This window comes from Rhizobium anhuiense bv. trifolii, assembly GCF_024346605.1.
GTDB lineage: Bacteria > Pseudomonadota > Alphaproteobacteria > Rhizobiales > Rhizobiaceae > Rhizobium > Rhizobium anhuiense.
In genome coordinates this window covers 114000-130396 of record NZ_CP098801.1, presented here as the reverse complement: position 1 = coordinate 130396, position 16397 = coordinate 114000, and the positions used below count along the sequence as shown (strand labels likewise).

Genomic DNA, 16397 nt, shown 5'->3' with positions numbered 1-16397 from the left:
TCACCCCTCCTCGCATGGCCGATAGGAACCCGCGGCATCGAAATGCGCGAAGTCGGCTGGCCCCTCCGTCAGCGGCTCTTTTCCATAGGAAGACACCTGGCCGGCCGCCGTCGCCGGGACTGCGTCATTGCCGCTTTGCTTAGCGGGCTTGTTGTCCTCCCACTGCCACATGGCGCGGTTAAGCGGCCGGCGCGAATAGCCATCGCATTTGGGCAAAGGATGGGACCTCGATGCGCAGCCGGTGAACTCCAAGGCAAGGAGGAGCGAGACGATAATGCGGATCATTGAAATGCAAACCTCTGAAACATTTGTCGTGGAGAAGTCGTCTTGCGGCCCCTCAAGATCTGAGACGGCGGCCGGCGGAACGGGCGCCGCGACCAACAGCTCTGGCACCATGCGAGGCGGCCCAGGCGAGCGTGCCCTCATGGGCGTCTCGGGCAGCACCATAGCCGTAGGTCAGCGACGCCCCGCCCGCTGCAAGCGCTGAGGCAATGCCGGGCAGTTGGTAGAAGACGTAAAGGGCAGCAAGGCAGATGGCGCAAAGGGCGACCGGGCGCATCATGACATCGGTATAGCTTTCGACCGCCGTGAAGGTCGTGTCGATACAGCTGATCAGCAGTGAACCGATCGCGACGACCAGGACCTGGAGAATGACGAAATTGGCGAGCTGACCGATCCAGGATTCGGTAAAACGACGGGTGGACTGGAACATCGCCAGCGCCACGAAGATCGGCCCGATGGCCAGCACGATGGCGAGCGCCAGCCGGGCATAGAGCGAGACGATATAGCCGATCGCCGCCACGGTGAAGCTCGCGCCGATCGCCATCATCCCGCCGATGCCGTTGACGATGTCGGCAGGCCAGGTGGCACGCGCCCAGATGTCCTTGGCGCATTTCTGGCCCTTGTCGAGCAGGCTGTCGAAGGTGGAGGCACTCGGTGCGCTACCCGAGTTCAGCGCCTGGGAAATCTCGCGCGGCAGCGTCTCGAAGAAAATCTGGGTGACATAGGTCTGATATTCGCTGGCGTTGCGCACCAGCATGACGATGATCGCAAGTTTCATCGCCCGGAAGGCGAATTCGACAATGGGCTCCTGGACTGAGCCCCGAAGGACGAGGTAACCATAGAGCACGACGTAGAGCGTCAGCGCCGCGGTGAGTGGGCCGCTGATCCAGCTGGCGATGTTCGACGTGCCCGACGAGATGAAACTCTCGAGCGGCGACTTGAACTGACCATCGACGAAGCTGAAGACCTGGTACATGGCTCAGCCTCCAAGCGCCCTGTTCATGCGTTCAAGCCGGAGCTTCCAGTCCGCCGCCTCGGCGTTTTGGCAATTCGGCGTCTGACGCAAGGCGCCAGGGTTGTTGCGGCATTTGCCTGTGATCTTCGCGAGCAGGGCCTGATCAGCCATCAGTTCGTCGACGGTATAGATCCTGTCGACCTCGCCGAAGCAGCCGGAAAGCGCAAGCGCGGCGATACCAGGAACGAGATTTTTCATTTGAGCGCCTCTGCCATGGCATCCAGGCGCTTGCGCCAATCCTCGGCCTTGCGCTGGTCGTCGACCTGAACCTGTGCCTGCTGGACCATCTGCAGAGCCTGCATGCGCAGCACGTCGGTTTGCAGAAAGGCGGTTTCGGCCTGCAGGCGTGCCTGAAGGTCGGCGATATCCTTGGCGTCGGCTGCACCCGAGATCTGCTGGCGTAGCTGATCGATGCCGTCGATGCGCTTGGTGGCGGCATCGTAGATCTGCTGGCCGAGGCTCATCTGCCCGGCATTCTGGTTCTGAGCGCGGGCCAATTCTTGCGCATAGAAATCATTGGCATCGGTGCGATAGGTCGAATTTTCTTCGAGGAATTTTGAGGCGGAGGTGGCGAAGACACCGCTGCCCGAGCCTTTGAGCAAGCCTTCGATGGCATTGAAATCCTGCGGCAATGCCTTGCGGATCGAAGGGTCGTTCAGCAGACCGGCGACATCGGCCATGTTGGTAAGCTTGTTCAGCGATGCGTAAAGCTGCTGCGCCTGCTGGAGCTGCTGATTGAGCGTGTCGAGCTGGGATTTCAGCTGAGTGATGCTCTCGATCTGCTTGGCGATCGCCGTCTCGTCGATGACCGGAATGCCCTGCGCAAATGCCGTTCCAGCCGGCAACAGTGCAACCATCATCGCCAGAGCAAACTCTATTCTGATCCTTTCCATCAATCCGTCCTCCTTCTTTGCCGAAACACGGGTAGCCAGTCTTCCAGCCGGTCGCCGATCTCCGCCCGGATCGTCTCGGCGAGTTCGACGTTGGCGGTGCGGCCGGACAAGATGGCGAGCTCGTCGTCAAAGCCCCTGAGGTTCAATTCGGCGACGACGCTGTTATGGCCCTGCTTGACGATGAAGCGCCGGCTTTCGACCGAAAGCTCGCGCGAGAGCAGTTCGAATTCGCGCTCCGTCAGTTTGAACCCGTCGACGTAATCGCCATGGTCGCCGCGCGGATTGGGAAGGAAGATCTGCGTCGGGCACTGCTCGATGATCGTATGGGCAATCGGCGAGACGATCGCGTCGCGCGGGCTTTGGGTCGCAAACAGCATCAGGCCGTTCTGTTTGCGGATCGTCTTCAGCTTGTTCTGCGCGAGGTCGCGAAAGCCTTCGTCCTGCAGCGCCTTCCAGAACTCGTCGATGACGATGATGATGCGCCGCCCGTCGATCAGTTGCTCGATGCGGAAGAACAGGTAGGCCATCAACGGGGTGCGGATTTCCTCATTGTCGAGGAAATCAGTCATGTCGTAACCGATGAACTTGGCCCCGATGCCGATGTCGTCGGTCTCGTTGTCGAACACCCAGCCGAGCGGCCCACCCCTTTCCCACCGCCTGAGCCGCGCCGCGATGCCTTCGGGGTCGGTATTGTTGAGGAAGGTGCGCAAGGCGCCGATCGAGCGTCCTTCGACCGGCAGGTCCGCCAGCCCGTCGATCGCCGAGGCGATGTCGCGCAGCTCCAGGACCGTCAGTTGACGCTTTGCCGACCCGACCAGCTGGCCGACCCAGCGGGCGAGGAACACCTTGTTTTCCGGGGTGAGTTCAAATGCCTTCAACGGCGCGCAGCCGGTGGCGACACCGTTTCGAAGCGGCAGGTAGGTGCCACCCGCGGCCCGGACGAACAGGTCGGCTCCGCGATCCTTGTCGAAGAAGACCATGTGCGGATCATGCTTTTCGAGCTGGGACAGCATGAAGTTCAAGAGCACCGTCTTGCCCGTGCCGGACGGGCCGCAGACGAAGGTGTTGCCGAGATCGCTATGGTGGAAATTGAAATAGAAGGGCGAACCGGAGGCGGTCTTCAGCATGGCGACGGCCGGTCCCCATTCATTGCCGTCTTTCCTGCCGGCGGGATAGGAATGGAAAGGGGAAAGTGCTGCAAAATTTCGCGAGGTGATGGCGCCCGATCTTGCCCGGTAGCGGAAATTGCCCGGCCCCTGCCCCCACCAGGCCGCCTCAAGGCCAAGATCCTCGCGGGCGACGACCGCACCCCCATTGGTGAGATAGGCGCGTGCCTTGGCCATATTGTCGGTGAGTTCCTTCACCGAGGGCGCAAAGACCGACAGGGCCAGATGATGTTCTCCAAGCACGAAGCGGTTCGATTCCAGATCGTCCATGGCATCGCCGAGCTCTTCGATCTGCGACGCCGCCTTGTCGCCGGCGCTGACCATCTGGTTCTGCTTGCGCCCCATGATCGTGCGCGCATCGGCTTTCGCGACGAAGGCGAAAGATTGCGTCAGGATAAGCTCGAAGGGCGCCGTCAGGATGCCGTCGAGCATGCCGCTGCGGGTGGTCGCCGGATATTCCTTGAACCCGAATATGCCGGCGTAACGGCTTGCGGCCTCATAACGGATCTCGACGGTCTCCCGCCCGAAGATCACCCGATGCGAATAGATCGCCGAGGATATGCGGCCTTCCGTCAGCGGGACCCGCTCCCGCCGGCCGCCGACGATCTGATGCAGAACCTCGCTCGGCTCGGAAAAGACGATGTCGTCCTGTTCGTAGAGGCAAAGCACACGAGGCTCGAAGCGTTTCAGCCCGGCAGTCACGTCGGAGACCTTGTCCCTCAGATGCTTCAGGGCATCCTCATCAAGCTCGACACGGTCGCGGCGCGCCTTGCGCAGGCGGGAGAGAAGATGGGCGGCTTTTTCTGCGGGATCCCGGCCCGGATGCCAGACAAGCGAGAGGTAAAGATCATTGCGAAACAGATCCTCTTCGATCATGCGGTCGCGATATCGAGCGTTCAGACCTTGCGAGAAGGGGTTGGCGAAGGCTCCGTCCGGGTAGGCGTTGTCGCGGCCGCGGATGACATGACTCCAGAGCGCCAGATGGTCGTCGGCGATATTGCGGTAAAGCGTATTGAGATCGCGGTGCAGGCTGTTGAGGTCCATGACATCGGCAGTTTCGAAGGATATGCCTTCAAGCGCGACCATCACCATCAACGCCCTGGATTCGAGCGCGATCGTCGTCTCGTCGACATGACGGACGTATGGAATGAAAGTTTCGGGCCCGAGTTCGCGCGAGCGAAGCGTTGCGGTGCTAGGCAAAGCTCAAATCCTTTTCGTCATAGCGCCGGATGAGCCTCAGGGGCGACAAGCTGGCGCCGCCCCAATAGGCGGCGTTGCGCGACCGGCCGCGGGTCTCGATCCAGGAGATCAGGATGCGGAACATGTTGTGGTCATGCTTGACGAGCGTGCGGAATATGAAATGGAAGACGACGCCGACAAGTGCGTAGGCGATCGATCCCGCGGTGATATAGAGGATGGTCGTCAGCATGACGTTGACGCCCATCGCCTCCATCGTCACGCCGGCAATCATCGCCGGGCGCGTGCAGGCAAGAAACAAGATATCTTCCTCGATAGCGGCGGCTGTTTGCATGATGATCAGCTTCCGACGATCGTATTGACGAGTTCCGTCGCACCAAAGATTCCGCCGATGCCGATAATCCAGAAACCGGCGCGGCGAAGATCCATGTAGCCGAACATCCAGGCGATGCAGATGATGATGACGGCGATGACCGCAAGCAGCCTGGCAATATTGCCGGTCAGCATGTCGACGATGTTCTGCAGGACGGTTTCGACGCCGGCCGCCTGCGCGAAGGCCGGCTCTACCAGGCAGGCGCTGATGACGGCGGCCATCAGGAGAGGGGCTGCGACAGGGCGAAAGTCTGCTCTTGAGATCATTTTCGTTGCTCCGATCGTTCGTCTTGAAACACGAGAACCTGGGATGACCGCCGGACGTTGAAGACGTCCCACGATGCGGCTCCGCCGGATTGGGAAAGCAATTGTGTAGCCGGCGATATCTCCCGCCTGGCTGACGGGTCCGCGACAGGGGTTTCTTGCCGCGGCTCGGCGATAGTGAGAGACGCAAGGTCGGAAGGCAGGCGGCTCATTTCCTGGCGGACCTCAGCGTCATATTTGATCATTTCGCCAACAGACGGATCGTCACGCCCGTAGTAGGACTGAAGCATCACCTTTTCGGCTTGCGTCGCATCGGCCCCGGAGCGCAAGGCAAGGCGGTAGTAGCCATCGAGCAGAGTGGCCGTCGCCTTGAGGTTCAAGCAGGGATCGAACGCATCCGAAATCGAAAGCTTCAGTCTGCCCAGCTCCGCCGCCCCAATGCCGCCCAGACCGATCCGGATGTCCTGCCGATCGGCAACAAGGGAGGTCGCGCGCTCGATCGCCTCCGCCTTCGACGCGGGTTGGCGCTCAGGCGGCGGACCGCTGTTGATAGCAATGGCGAGTGGATTGAAGCCGCTCTCCAGACTGACGACGGCGGCAAGCGTCCTGACGTCCACCACGGGTGCGCAGTTCTGGGCGAGATCAACGAATGCCACAGCCATAGTTCAGTACCAGACCCGTTGCGTGCCCACCCCATCGATGGTGACGTCGACATAGTGGGGCTGCGATCTCACCATCGGGCGAGCGGTCGGATAACCCATGCATTGGCGCCGACCATCGACCAGCTGCCATCGCGGCGCCAAAACCGAATTGTTGCTGGAACTGCTGCTCTCCCCGAGATCGGGGCAGAACGCGTCGCTCACCGGCTGAAGGGCGATCGACACGCAGGTTATTTCCTGCCCGCGCGGACCATAATCGCTTTGCAGCCGGTATCCGCTTTCGCAGTAATACGGCTCATAGCCCGGGCGGGAACTGTGGAAGGTGGCGCCGCTGCAAGTGGGGAACGAATGCCCCTCGGCAAGCTCGCGCCAGAGCTTTTCGATCGGCGGGCGGCATTCTGCAAACTGCGTCGGGCCTCCGGGGTTGGAAAGGCACAGAATAACCTCGCAACCCCACTCATTTGCTTGCGCCCTGCCTGGTGAATTAAGATAGGGTGGCAATATGCAGCAGGCCGCGACAACCGTGTTGAACAGAAGGTTTTTCATGAGCACGACCCTTCAAAGACGTCCCATTGCGGAAGAGGTAGCGTGGTGCTAGTGCGATTTATACTGATTTATATAACACAGTAAAAAGACATGACAAGAGCAATTGCAACCCAGTGGCGTAATCTGGCTTTCTCAGGCCTTATCCTGCATGAGATCCTCGATCACCCCCAGGAAGACGAGACGCCTCAGGCAAGGCTGAAGCAGGTCGGCATGATGACGGTCCTCTACAGCATGAACCAAGCGCACCAGAAGCTAACTCTTTCCAGTATCATGGAAATCACGGCCCTAACGCGCAGCGGCGTCAAGGAGACGGTGGACCTTCTGGTGAGGCGAGGAATGTTGACCGAGACGATCGTCAAGAACTCTATGGGTCGTGGAACGGCGCGTCAGTTCGAGATCTCGGAAGCGCTTCTGGAGAAGCTAAGTTCGTTCGGAAACGAATGAGCAGCGGATTTAAGTGACGTTTTTCACATCGTCCAGCATTCGGCTGCCATACCCTCCGGCGGATGATCTGGTAAACTGAGCTCATGATGACACCCGATCAATACAGTTTTCGCAGAGCGACACTGAACGACCTCGATTTGCTCATGGAATGGCAATCAAAGCCTCATCTGCGTGAATGGTGGAACTCGGATGAGCCATACGATGAAGAGCTGATCCTCGGGTAGCACGCTGGATTGTTTCATCCTTCGGACTTCCCTTCGCGTTCATGCAGGACTACACAGTCCATGGGTGGGAAGATCACCATTTTGCCAAACTTCCCGAGGGTTTCGCGGGGAATTGACCAATACATTGGCGACCCCGATACGATCGGTGTTGGGCACGGATCAGCATTTATCGGCGCCAGAATGCAGGCTCTCTTTGATGAGAAGGCGCCGTGATCGCAACCGATCCTCATCCTGGCAACGAACGAGCGATTGCCGTCTACAAAAAACTGGGTTTCGAACCGTTCGGACCGCCTCAGGAAACTCGGTGGGGCCTGATCTTGCCAATGATGGCGAGGCGCTAAGGGTGGCAATCCACGGCAGCTTTATCCTCGGAGCAGAGCTTCTTTACATCGGCCCGATCCGACCCGGCACAGCTTAACAATCCCGAACAGGACGTCTTTGAGCGCGGCTGTCTCCCTGCCAGCAGGCGCCTAGGCTCCTGTTGTATTAAGACTAGAAGTTAGAGTTGAAGTGTCCGTGTTTGTGCAAAGTTGGAATGTCACTCCGCCCGGGTTTCGATGAGGTGGGGGTGCCATCTCGATCGAAACTGCATCAAGCCCTTTATGCGAGCCGTCGCATAGCCGTCAGCTGTTTGCCAACGCCTCTCCCCAACGACCTTCTCGAACCGACGCGTGACATCGACCTGCAAATCAGGCCCTGGGACGGGATCGAGCGGCGGCTCACCGCACAATTCCGGTACCGATCAGTTTGACAACTACAGGTTCGCGCAAGCCAATCTGATTACACTCCTCTTTGCTGGGCAGTGAATTTTCAGAGCGTTGGTTCTTTTCAGAGCCCGGCCAAACAGGCGGTGCAGGCTTCGAAACGCTGAACTTTATTGTATTGGCTAACGCAAGAGTTTTTACATATGACGTCGATTGTTTCCTCCCTTACCAGCAGTCAGATCAGGTCTCTTGCAACGTCCACGGTTGCAGCCTGGACGACGGAAGATGTGGCCTCGCTTACCACCAAGCAGATCAGCGCCCTTTCGTCGTCTCAAATCGCTGCTTTGGACACGGAAGATGTCGATGTTCTCAGCTCGCAGCAATTAAGTGCCATTTCACAAAGTGCCATTGTCGGTTTGACCGTGGATCAACTGGCTGTCTTGAACAGCACTGACATCGAAAGCCTGAGCTCGCTTCAAATTGCGGCAATCACGACCGCGCAGATTGGCGCATTGACGACAGATCAGGCACAGGCCCTGACCTCATCTCAGGTGGGTGCTCTCAGTTCGTTGCAGCTCGCCGCTTTAAGCGCCGCGGATGTGGCGACTTTCTCGACCACCGATCTCGCGGCGATCACCAGCAAAGCCATATCGGGCCTGTCCACGGCCGCTATCGCAACCCTCTCGACGGATCAGATCTCTGCCTTGAGCGCGAGCGCGATCGCGGGGCTCACCACCAGCCAGATCGCGGCGCTGAGCACATCGCAGGTCGCCGCCTTGACGACGGCCCAGGTCAGCGCCCTCAAGGCATCGCAAATCGCGGCCATGGGCACGAAAGACATTGTAGTGCTTTCCACCGCCCAGCTTGTTGCTCTCAGCACAGGTGCGGTTGCGAGCTTGACGACCAACCAGATCGCCGCCCTGAGCACGGCACAGGCCGAGGCACTGTCGGCCACGCAGGTAAAGGCGCTGAGCTCTACCCAGATTGCGGCCCTGGGGACAGACGACTTGGCCACCTTCTCGACCGCCGATATGGCGGCGATCACCAGTCAAGCCATATTGGGCTTGAGCACGGGCGTTGTCGCCGCCCTTTCCACCGAACAGGTGGCTGCCCTGAGCACGATCGCGATCGCTGGTCTGACGACCAGCCAGATCGTCGCCTTGAGCACGGCGCAGATTGCCGCCATGACGACGAGCCAGGTCAGCGCGCTCAAGGCATCGCAAATCGCGGTCCTGGACACGAACGACATCACGGTCCTTTCCACCGCGCAGGTTGCCACCATGAGCAAAGCCGCGATCGCTGAGCTGTCGACCAGCCAGATCGTCGCCCTCAGCACCGCGCAGATTGCCGCCTTGACGACGACCCAGGTCGGCGCCCTCAAGGCGTTGCAAATCGCGGTGATGGACACCAACGACATCACGGTGCTTTCCACCGCGCAGGTTGCCGCCCTCGGCACATCAGGCATTGCGGGTCTGACGTCCGGCCAGATCGCCGCCCTGAGCACGGCACAGGCCGAGGCATTGACGACGATCCAGGTCGCAGCCTTGAGCTCGACCCAGATCGCGGCCCTGGGAACGGACGACATAGCCACTTTCTCGACCGCCGATATGGCGGCGATCACCAGTCAAGCCATGCCGGGCCTGAGCACGGCCGTGATCGCCTCCCTCTCGACGGACCAGATCGAGGCACTGAGCAAGGCCGGCATTGCGGGCTTGACGAGCGAGCAGATCGCCGCCTTGAGCACGGCGCAGGCTGGAGCATTGACGGCGAGCCAGGCCGCGGTTTTGAGCTCCAGGCAGATTGCGGCTTTAGGTACGGCTATCGTCGCATCCCTGTCCACCGCGCAGGTTGCCGCCCTCAGCACATCAGGCATCACCGGGCTGACCTCCGACCAGATCGTCGCCTTGAGTACGACACAGACCGAGGTCCTGTCTGCCGCACAGGTGAAGGCGCTGAGCTCAACCCAGATCGCGGCGCTCGGAACGGACGACATAGCCACCTTCTCGACCGCCGATATCGCGGCAATTACCGGCAAGGCGGTCACCGGCTTGAGCACGGGCCTTATCGCGGCGCTTTCCACCGCGCAGGTCGCGGCCCTTAGCACGAGCGCGATCGCGGGTCTGGCGACCAGTCAGGTCGGGGCCCTCTCGACGGAACAGCTTGTTGCTCTGAACACGAGCGCTGTCGTTGCCCTGACGACCGGTCAGATCGCCGCCTTGAGCCCATCGCAGGTCGCCGCCTTGACGACGACCCAGCTTGGCGCCCTCAAGGCATCGCAAATCGCGGTCCTGGACACGGCCGACATCGCGGCGCTGTCCACCACGCAGCTTGCCGCCCTCAGCACATCAGGCATCACGGGTCTCACCTCCGATCAGATCGTCGCCCTGAGCACGGCGCAGGCCGAGGCACTGACCACCTCACAGGTGAAGGCACTCAGCGCCGCCCAGATCGCGGCGCTCGGAACGGACGACTTGGCCACCTTCTCGACTGCAGATATGGCGGCGATCACCAGTAAAGCGGTAACCGGCTTGAGCACGGCCGGCATTGCCGCGCTTTCGACGGATCGGATCGCTGCTCTGGGCACGAGCGCCGTCGTTGCCCTGACGACCAGTCAGATCGCAGCGCTCGGCACATCGCAGATTGCCGCCTTGACGACGGAACAAGTTGGCGCCCTCAAGGCGTCGCAAATCGCGGTCGTGAACACCAAAGACATCACGGTGCTTTCTACCGCGCAGGTTGCCGCCCTCAGCACATCCGGTGTCACGGGACTGACCTCCGACCAGATCGCCGCCTTGAGCACGGCGCAGGCCGAGGCACTGTCCGCCTCACAGGTGAAAGTGCTGAGCTCCGCCCAGATTGCGGCGCTCGGAACGGACGACTTGGCCACATTCTCGACCGCCGATATGGCGGCGATCACCAGCAAGGCCATGGCCGGCTTGAGCCCAGACGGCATTGCCGCACTCTCGACCGATCAGATCGCCGCCTTGAGCACGAGCGCCGTCGTTGCCCTGACGACCAGCCAGATCGCCGCCTTGAGCACCAGCCAGGCTGGCGCGCTGACGACGACCCAGGTCGCGGTCCTCAGCTCAACCCAGCTCGGCGCTCTTGGGACGGATGACATAGCCACCTTCTCGACCGCCGATATCGCGACGATCAGCAGTAAAGCCATATCGGGCTTGAGCGCAGAACAGATCGCAGAGCTTTCCACCGCACAGGTTGCGGCCCTCAGCGCGAGCGCGGTTACTGGCCTGACGACCAGCCAGATCGCAGCCCTGAACACCAGCCAGGTTGCCGCCTTGAGCACCGCTCGCGTTGCGGTGCTGAGTTCAACGCAAGTCGCGGCCCTGGGGGCGAATGTCGTCGCATCCCTTTCCACTGCGCAGGTTGCGGCCCTCAGCGCCGCCGGTACGGCGGGTTTGACCACCGAACAGATCTCCGCCCTGAGCACGACGCAGGCGGAAGCATTGACGACGACCCAGGCTGCAGCGCTGAGTTCAACACAGTATTCCGCCTTGGGGACGGATGATATCGCGACCTTCTCGACCGCCGATATTGCGGCGATCGGCAGCAAAGCCATATCGGGCTTGAGCACGGCCGTCACGGCAGCCCTCTCGACGGATCAGATCGCTGCCCTGAGCGCAGCAGGGGTTGCAGGTCTTTCGAGCAGCCAGATCGCGTCCCTGAAGCCGGCGCAAATTGCCGCCTTGACGACCGCGCGGGTTGCGGTGCTGAGTTCGGCGCAAGTGGCGGCTCTCGACAAGGACGCCGTTGCTTCCCTTTCCACTGCGCAGATCTCTGCCCTGAGCGCGGCCGGCATTGCGGGTCTGACCACCGAACAGATCGACACCCTGAGCACGGCCCAGGCAGCGGCATTGACGACGACGCAGGTCGCCATGTTGAGCTCGACCCAGCTTGCGGCCCTGGATGCGAACGATATCGCCGCATTCTCGACCGCCGATATTGCGGCGCTCGGCAGCAAAGCCATATCGGGCTTGAGCACGGCCGTCATAGCAGCCCTCTCGGCGGATCAGATCGCCGCACTGAGCACGGCCAGCGTCACAGGCCTGACCACCAAACAGATCGACGCGCTGAGCACCGGTCAAATTGATTCCCTGCTCACCAAGCAGGTTGCGGCGCTGAGTTCAACGCAAGTCGCCACCCTCGGTACGGATGTCGTCGCTTCCCTTTCCACCGCACAGATTGCCGCCCTGAGCACATCCGGCATTGCGGGTCTGACCACCGATCAGGTCGAGGCCTTAAGCACGGCGCAGGCAGAAGCATTGACGACGGCTCAGGTCGCCGCGCTGAGCTCGACCCAGGTGGGTGCTCTGGAACCCAATGACGTCGCCACTTTTTCGACCGCCGATATCGCGGCCATCACCAGTAAAGGCATGTCGGGCTTGAGCACGGCTGTCATAGCGGCGCTTTCGACGGATCAGATCGCCGTCTTGAGTGCATCCGCGATCGCCGGGCTGACCACCAGCCAGATCGCCGCCCTCGGCACGTCGCAGATTGCCGCCTTGACCACCGCGCGGGTTGGGGTGCTCAGCTCAGCGCAGGTGGCTGTTTTGAGCACCGATGTCATCGCCGCCCTTTCCACTGCGCAGGTCGCCGCTCTGAGCGCATCCGGCATTGCGGGTCTGACCACCGAGCAGATCGCCGCCCTTTCCACTGTACAGGCGGAGGCCCTGACGACGACGCAGGTCGCCATGCTGAGCTCAAATCAGATAGCCGCCCTGCAGACGGATGATCTGGCCGCTTTCTCGACCAAGGACATCGCGGCGATCGGCTCGAGCGCCGTATCAGGCTTGTCCACGACCGCTATGGCTGCCCTCTCGGCGGATCAAATCGCGGCCCTGAGCACGTCAGGCATTGCGGGTCTGACCACCGAACAGATCAATGCGCTGAATTCCGGTCAGATCGACGCCTTGCTCACCAGGCAGATTGCAGCGCTGAGTTCGACGCAAGTCGCCACCTTGAGTACGGATCTTCTCGCCGCCCTCTCCACTGAGCAGATCGCAGCCCTGAGCACATCAGGCATCGCAGGCCTTTCCACCACACAGATTGCGGCGCTGAGCACCGCCCAGGCCGAGGCCTTGACGACCACGCAGGTCGGCGCTCTCAATTCCAAGCAAATCGCTGCTTTGAGTCCGGACGACATAGCCACGTTCTCCACCAAGGATATCGCGGCCATCAGTTCGGGTATCATATCGGGATTGTCCACCGCCGTTATCGCGGCCCTCTCGACGGATCAGGTCGCGGCCCTGAGCACGTCAGGCATTGCGGGCCTTTCCACCAAACAGATCGTCGCTTTGAGCACAGCACAGCTTGACGCTTTGACCACCGCTCAGATCGGCGCCCTCAGTTCGACACAGCTTGCTGTGCTGGATGCCGACGACATAGCCACGTTCTCGACCAAGGATATCGCCGCCTTCAGTGCGAGCGCCATAGCGGGATTGCCCACCGCTGTCATAGCCGTCCTCTCGACAGATCAGATCGCGGCCCTGAGCACATCCGGCATCGCACAGCTTTCCACCAAACAGATCGCCGCCCTGAGCACCGCACAGGCCGAGGCATTGACGACGATCCAGGTCGGGGCGCTGAGTGCGACGCAGCTTGCGGCCCTGGATACGGACGATATAGCGACTTTCTCAACCAAGGATATGGCGGCGATCGGTTCGAGTGCGATCACCGGATTGTCCACGACGGTTATCGCCGCGCTGTCCAGTGCTCAGATCGCTGCCCTGAGCACGGCCGGGATTGCCGGCCTTTCCACCAAACAGATCGCGGCCTTGGACGCCGGGCAAATCGACGACTTGCTGACCAAGCAGGTTGCTGTGCTCAACTCGACGCAGATCGCCGCCCTGAGCACCGCTGCGGTCGCTTCCCTTTCCAGCACGCAAGTTGCCGCGCTCAGCACGTCCGGTATTGCGGGTCTGACCACCACGCAGATCGCTGCGCTCAACACAGGTCAGGTTGGGGCCCTGACGACGACACAGGTCGGGGCTCTCAGCTCCAAGCAGCTTGTCGCCCTGAGCACGGATGATATCGCGGCCCTGTCAACCGCCCAGATTGCGGCGCTGAGCACGACCGGCATCGCCGGCCTGACGACCACGCAGATTGCCGCATTGAGCACGGACCAGGCCGAGGCTCTGACGACGCCCCAGGTTGCGGTGCTGAGCTCGACCCAGATTGCGGCGCTCGGAACGGACGATCTCGAGACCTTCTCGACTGCCGATATCGCGGCGATCAGTTCGAGTGCCATTTCGGGATTGAGCGCGGACACGATCGCAGCCTTTTCGACGGACCAGATCGCGGCTCTGGGTACGGCTGGCATTGCCGGCCTTTCCACCGCGCAGATCGAGGCCTTGAGCACCGATCAGCTGGAGGCCCTGACCACAGCTCAGGTCGGCGCGCTTGGTTCCAAGCAAGCTGCTGTCTTGGCGACCGCTGATATCGCGGGACTGACGACCGCGCAGATCGCGGCACTCAGCACGGCCGGCATCGCAGGTCTGAGCGCCGCGCAGATTGCCGCATTGAGTACCGATCAGGCCAGTGCCCTGACGACACTGCAAGTCGCAGTCTTGAGCTCGACCCAGATCGCGGCGCTCGGAACGGACGATCTCGAGACCTTCTCGACCGCCGATATCGCAGCGATCAGTTCGAGCGCAATATCGGGATTGACCGCAGACACGATAGCAGCCTTTTCGACGGGCCAGATCGCGGCCCTGGGCACGGCTGGCATTGCGGGCCTTTCCACCGCGCAGATCGTTGCCTTGAGCACTGGCCAGCTTGAGGCCCTGACGACCGCTCAGGTCGGCGCGCTTGGTTCCAAGCAGGTTGCTGCCTTGAGTACCGATGATATCGCGGGACTGTCGACCGCGCAGATTGCGGCTCTGAGTGCCGCCGGCATCACAGGTCTTAGCAGCGCGCAGATTGCAGCACTCAGCACAGGTCAGGTTGAGGCCTTGACGACGACCCAGGTCGGGGCTCTCAGCTCCAAGCAGACCGCGGCGCTCGGAACGGACGATCTCGAGGCGTTCTCGACCGCCGATATCGCAGCGATCGGTTCGAGCGCACTATCGGGATTGTCGACAGCCGTTATCGCGGCTCTGTCGACTGCCCAGATCGCGGCCCTGAGCACGGCTGGCATCGCGGGCCTGGCGACCACGCAGATTGCCGCATTGAGCACCGATCAGGCCAAGGCTCTGACGACGGCCCAGGTTGCCGTGCTGAGCTCAGCCCAGATTGCGGCGCTCGGAACGGACGATCTCGAGACCTTCTCGACTGCCGATATCGCGGCGATCAGCTCGACTGCCATATCCGGTTTGAGCACGGCCACCATCGCAGCCTTATCGACGGGTCAGATCGCGGCCCTGGGCACGGCTGGCATTGCGGGCCTTTCCACCGCACAGATCGAGGCCTTGAGCACCGATCAGCTGGAGGCCCTGACCACCGCTCAGGTCGGCGCGCTTGGTTCCACACAGGTTGCCGTCTTGACGACCGATGATCTCGCGGCCTTGTCGACCGCGCAGATCGCGGCTCTAAGCGCCGCCAGCGTCGCCGGTCTGAGCAGCGCGCAGGTCGGTGCTTTGAGCATCGAGCAGGTTGAGGTGCTTTCCACCACACAGATTGCCGGGTTGAGTTCGGCCGGCATCGCGGGCCTCGCCACCGACGACCTGGCAACCTTCTCAACAGCCGATATCGCAGCGATCAGCTCGGCTGCCATACAGGGATTGTCTACCGACTTTATCGCCACTCTCTCCACGGCTCAAATTGCCGGCCTGGGCACGGCAAGCATTGCCGGTCTGAGCAGCGTTCAGGTCGCAGCCCTCAGTATCGAACAGGTTGAAGCGCTTTCCACCACCCAGATTGCAGCATTGAGCTCGGCTGGCGTCGCAGGCCTGACCACCGAGGATCTGGAAAGCTTCTCGACAAAAGAACTGGTGGCGATCAGCTCGAGCGCCATATCGGGATTGTCCACAGCCGTTGTCGCCACGCTTTCCAGCGAGCAGGTCGCCGCTTTGACAAAAAGCCAGGTCGCCTCGCTGGGTTACAAGCAGGTGGCGGCCATGAGCGCCGATCAAATCGCGGCCTTGTCGACGGCGCAGATCAGTGCCCTGAATGCAGTGCAGCTCGCCGCACTGGACACGGACGACCTCGCCCTCTTCTCCACCGACGACATCATCGCCTTGGGTTCAAGTGCGATTTCGGGACTGACCACCAGAGCCATCGCCGCCTTGACGACAGAACAGGCGGAGGCTTTGACCTCAAGCCAGGTCACCGGCCTGACTTCGGCCCAAGTCGCGGCACTGACCACCGAGGAGCTGGCAACCTTCTCGACCGCCGATATCGCATCGTTCAGCTCGACCGGTGTGGCTGGATTGTCCACGGACGATATTGTGAGCCTGTCGAGCGAGCAACTGAATGCTCTCATGGAAACCCAGATCGGGAATCTGAGTTCGGACCAGATAGCGGCAGTCATTTCGGTTTATCTGAATGCCTGATCGCACGGCGGGAGCGCGAGCGAGCAGCGCAAGGATTTCGGCCATCGCAAGGGTCGCAGTCCCACGCTGATTTCAACAGGCGTCTGCCCGACATGTTTAGAGCAAGCTATCGCCGTTAGCTATC

At 61.4% G+C, this 16397-nt stretch carries 11 protein-coding genes and 1 pseudogene; 3 read left to right on the top strand and 9 right to left on the bottom strand.

All coding sequences use genetic code 11. The features are described from left to right. From NE851_RS00630 to NE851_RS00590, 9 genes are read right to left on the bottom strand one after another with little or no spacing between them, the layout of a single operon-like run. The gene (locus NE851_RS00630) at window positions 1-285 is read right to left on the bottom strand and encodes a hypothetical protein (RefSeq protein ID WP_097595445.1); all 285 of its coding nucleotides are present in this window, start codon (window positions 283-285) and stop codon (window positions 1-3) included. Between the two features lie 52 nt (window positions 286-337). Further along, window positions 338-1258, bottom strand: a complete 921-nt coding sequence (locus NE851_RS00625) for a TrbL/VirB6 family protein (protein WP_097622516.1) — start codon at window positions 1256-1258, stop codon at window positions 338-340. Between the two features lie 3 nt (window positions 1259-1261). Further along, window positions 1262-1495: an EexN family lipoprotein gene (locus NE851_RS00620; RefSeq protein ID WP_254955610.1), complete on the bottom strand. Its 234-nt coding sequence runs from the start codon at window positions 1493-1495 to the stop codon at window positions 1262-1264. Continuing rightward, window positions 1492-2190, bottom strand: coding sequence for a P-type DNA transfer protein VirB5 (gene virB5, locus NE851_RS00615; RefSeq protein WP_168332965.1), 699 nt, complete (start codon window positions 2188-2190; stop codon window positions 1492-1494). Before virB5 ends, NE851_RS00620 begins: the two co-directional genes overlap by 4 nt. Next, entirely contained in the window at window positions 2190-4556 is a 2367-nt protein-coding gene (locus NE851_RS00610) for a VirB4 family type IV secretion/conjugal transfer ATPase (protein ID WP_168332964.1), read from the bottom strand. The genes virB5 and NE851_RS00610 overlap by 1 nt, the downstream gene beginning before the upstream one ends. Next, window positions 4549-4887, bottom strand: coding sequence for a VirB3 family type IV secretion system protein (locus NE851_RS00605; protein ID WP_097542452.1), 339 nt, complete (start codon window positions 4885-4887; stop codon window positions 4549-4551). The genes NE851_RS00610 and NE851_RS00605 overlap by 8 nt, the downstream gene beginning before the upstream one ends. A 5-nt stretch (window positions 4888-4892) precedes the next feature. Continuing rightward, window positions 4893-5192, bottom strand: a complete 300-nt coding sequence (locus tag NE851_RS00600; RefSeq protein WP_097542453.1) for a TrbC/VirB2 family protein — start codon at window positions 5190-5192, stop codon at window positions 4893-4895. Beyond that, on the bottom strand, window positions 5189-5851 hold the full coding sequence (locus NE851_RS00595) for a lytic transglycosylase domain-containing protein (RefSeq protein ID WP_097542454.1): 663 nt from the start codon (window positions 5849-5851) through the stop codon (window positions 5189-5191). The genes NE851_RS00600 and NE851_RS00595 overlap by 4 nt, the downstream gene beginning before the upstream one ends. Window positions 5852-5854: 3 nt before the next feature. Beyond that, window positions 5855-6394, bottom strand: a complete 540-nt coding sequence (locus NE851_RS00590; RefSeq protein ID WP_097542455.1) for a hypothetical protein — start codon at window positions 6392-6394, stop codon at window positions 5855-5857. 90 nt (window positions 6395-6484) lie between these two features. Here NE851_RS00590 and NE851_RS00585 point away from each other — a divergent pair, with 90 nt between their 5' ends. The 3 genes and pseudogenes from NE851_RS00585 to NE851_RS00575 all read left to right on the top strand — a co-directional run bounded on the left by NE851_RS00585 (window position 6485) and on the right by NE851_RS00575 (window position 16273). Then, window positions 6485-6838 carry a MarR family transcriptional regulator gene (locus NE851_RS00585; protein ID WP_097542456.1) on the top strand — a complete coding sequence of 118 codons (354 nt, stop codon included), beginning with the start codon at window positions 6485-6487 and terminating at the stop codon, window positions 6836-6838. An 83-nt stretch (window positions 6839-6921) separates the two neighbouring features. Further along, window positions 6922-7403: pseudogene (locus NE851_RS00580) on the top strand (GNAT family N-acetyltransferase). Window positions 7404-7969: 566 nt separating this feature from the next. Beyond that, complete coding sequence (locus tag NE851_RS00575; RefSeq protein WP_438270069.1) at window positions 7970-16273, top strand: hypothetical protein; 8304 nt, start codon at window positions 7970-7972, stop codon at window positions 16271-16273. Window positions 16274-16397: the final 124 nt, after the last annotated feature.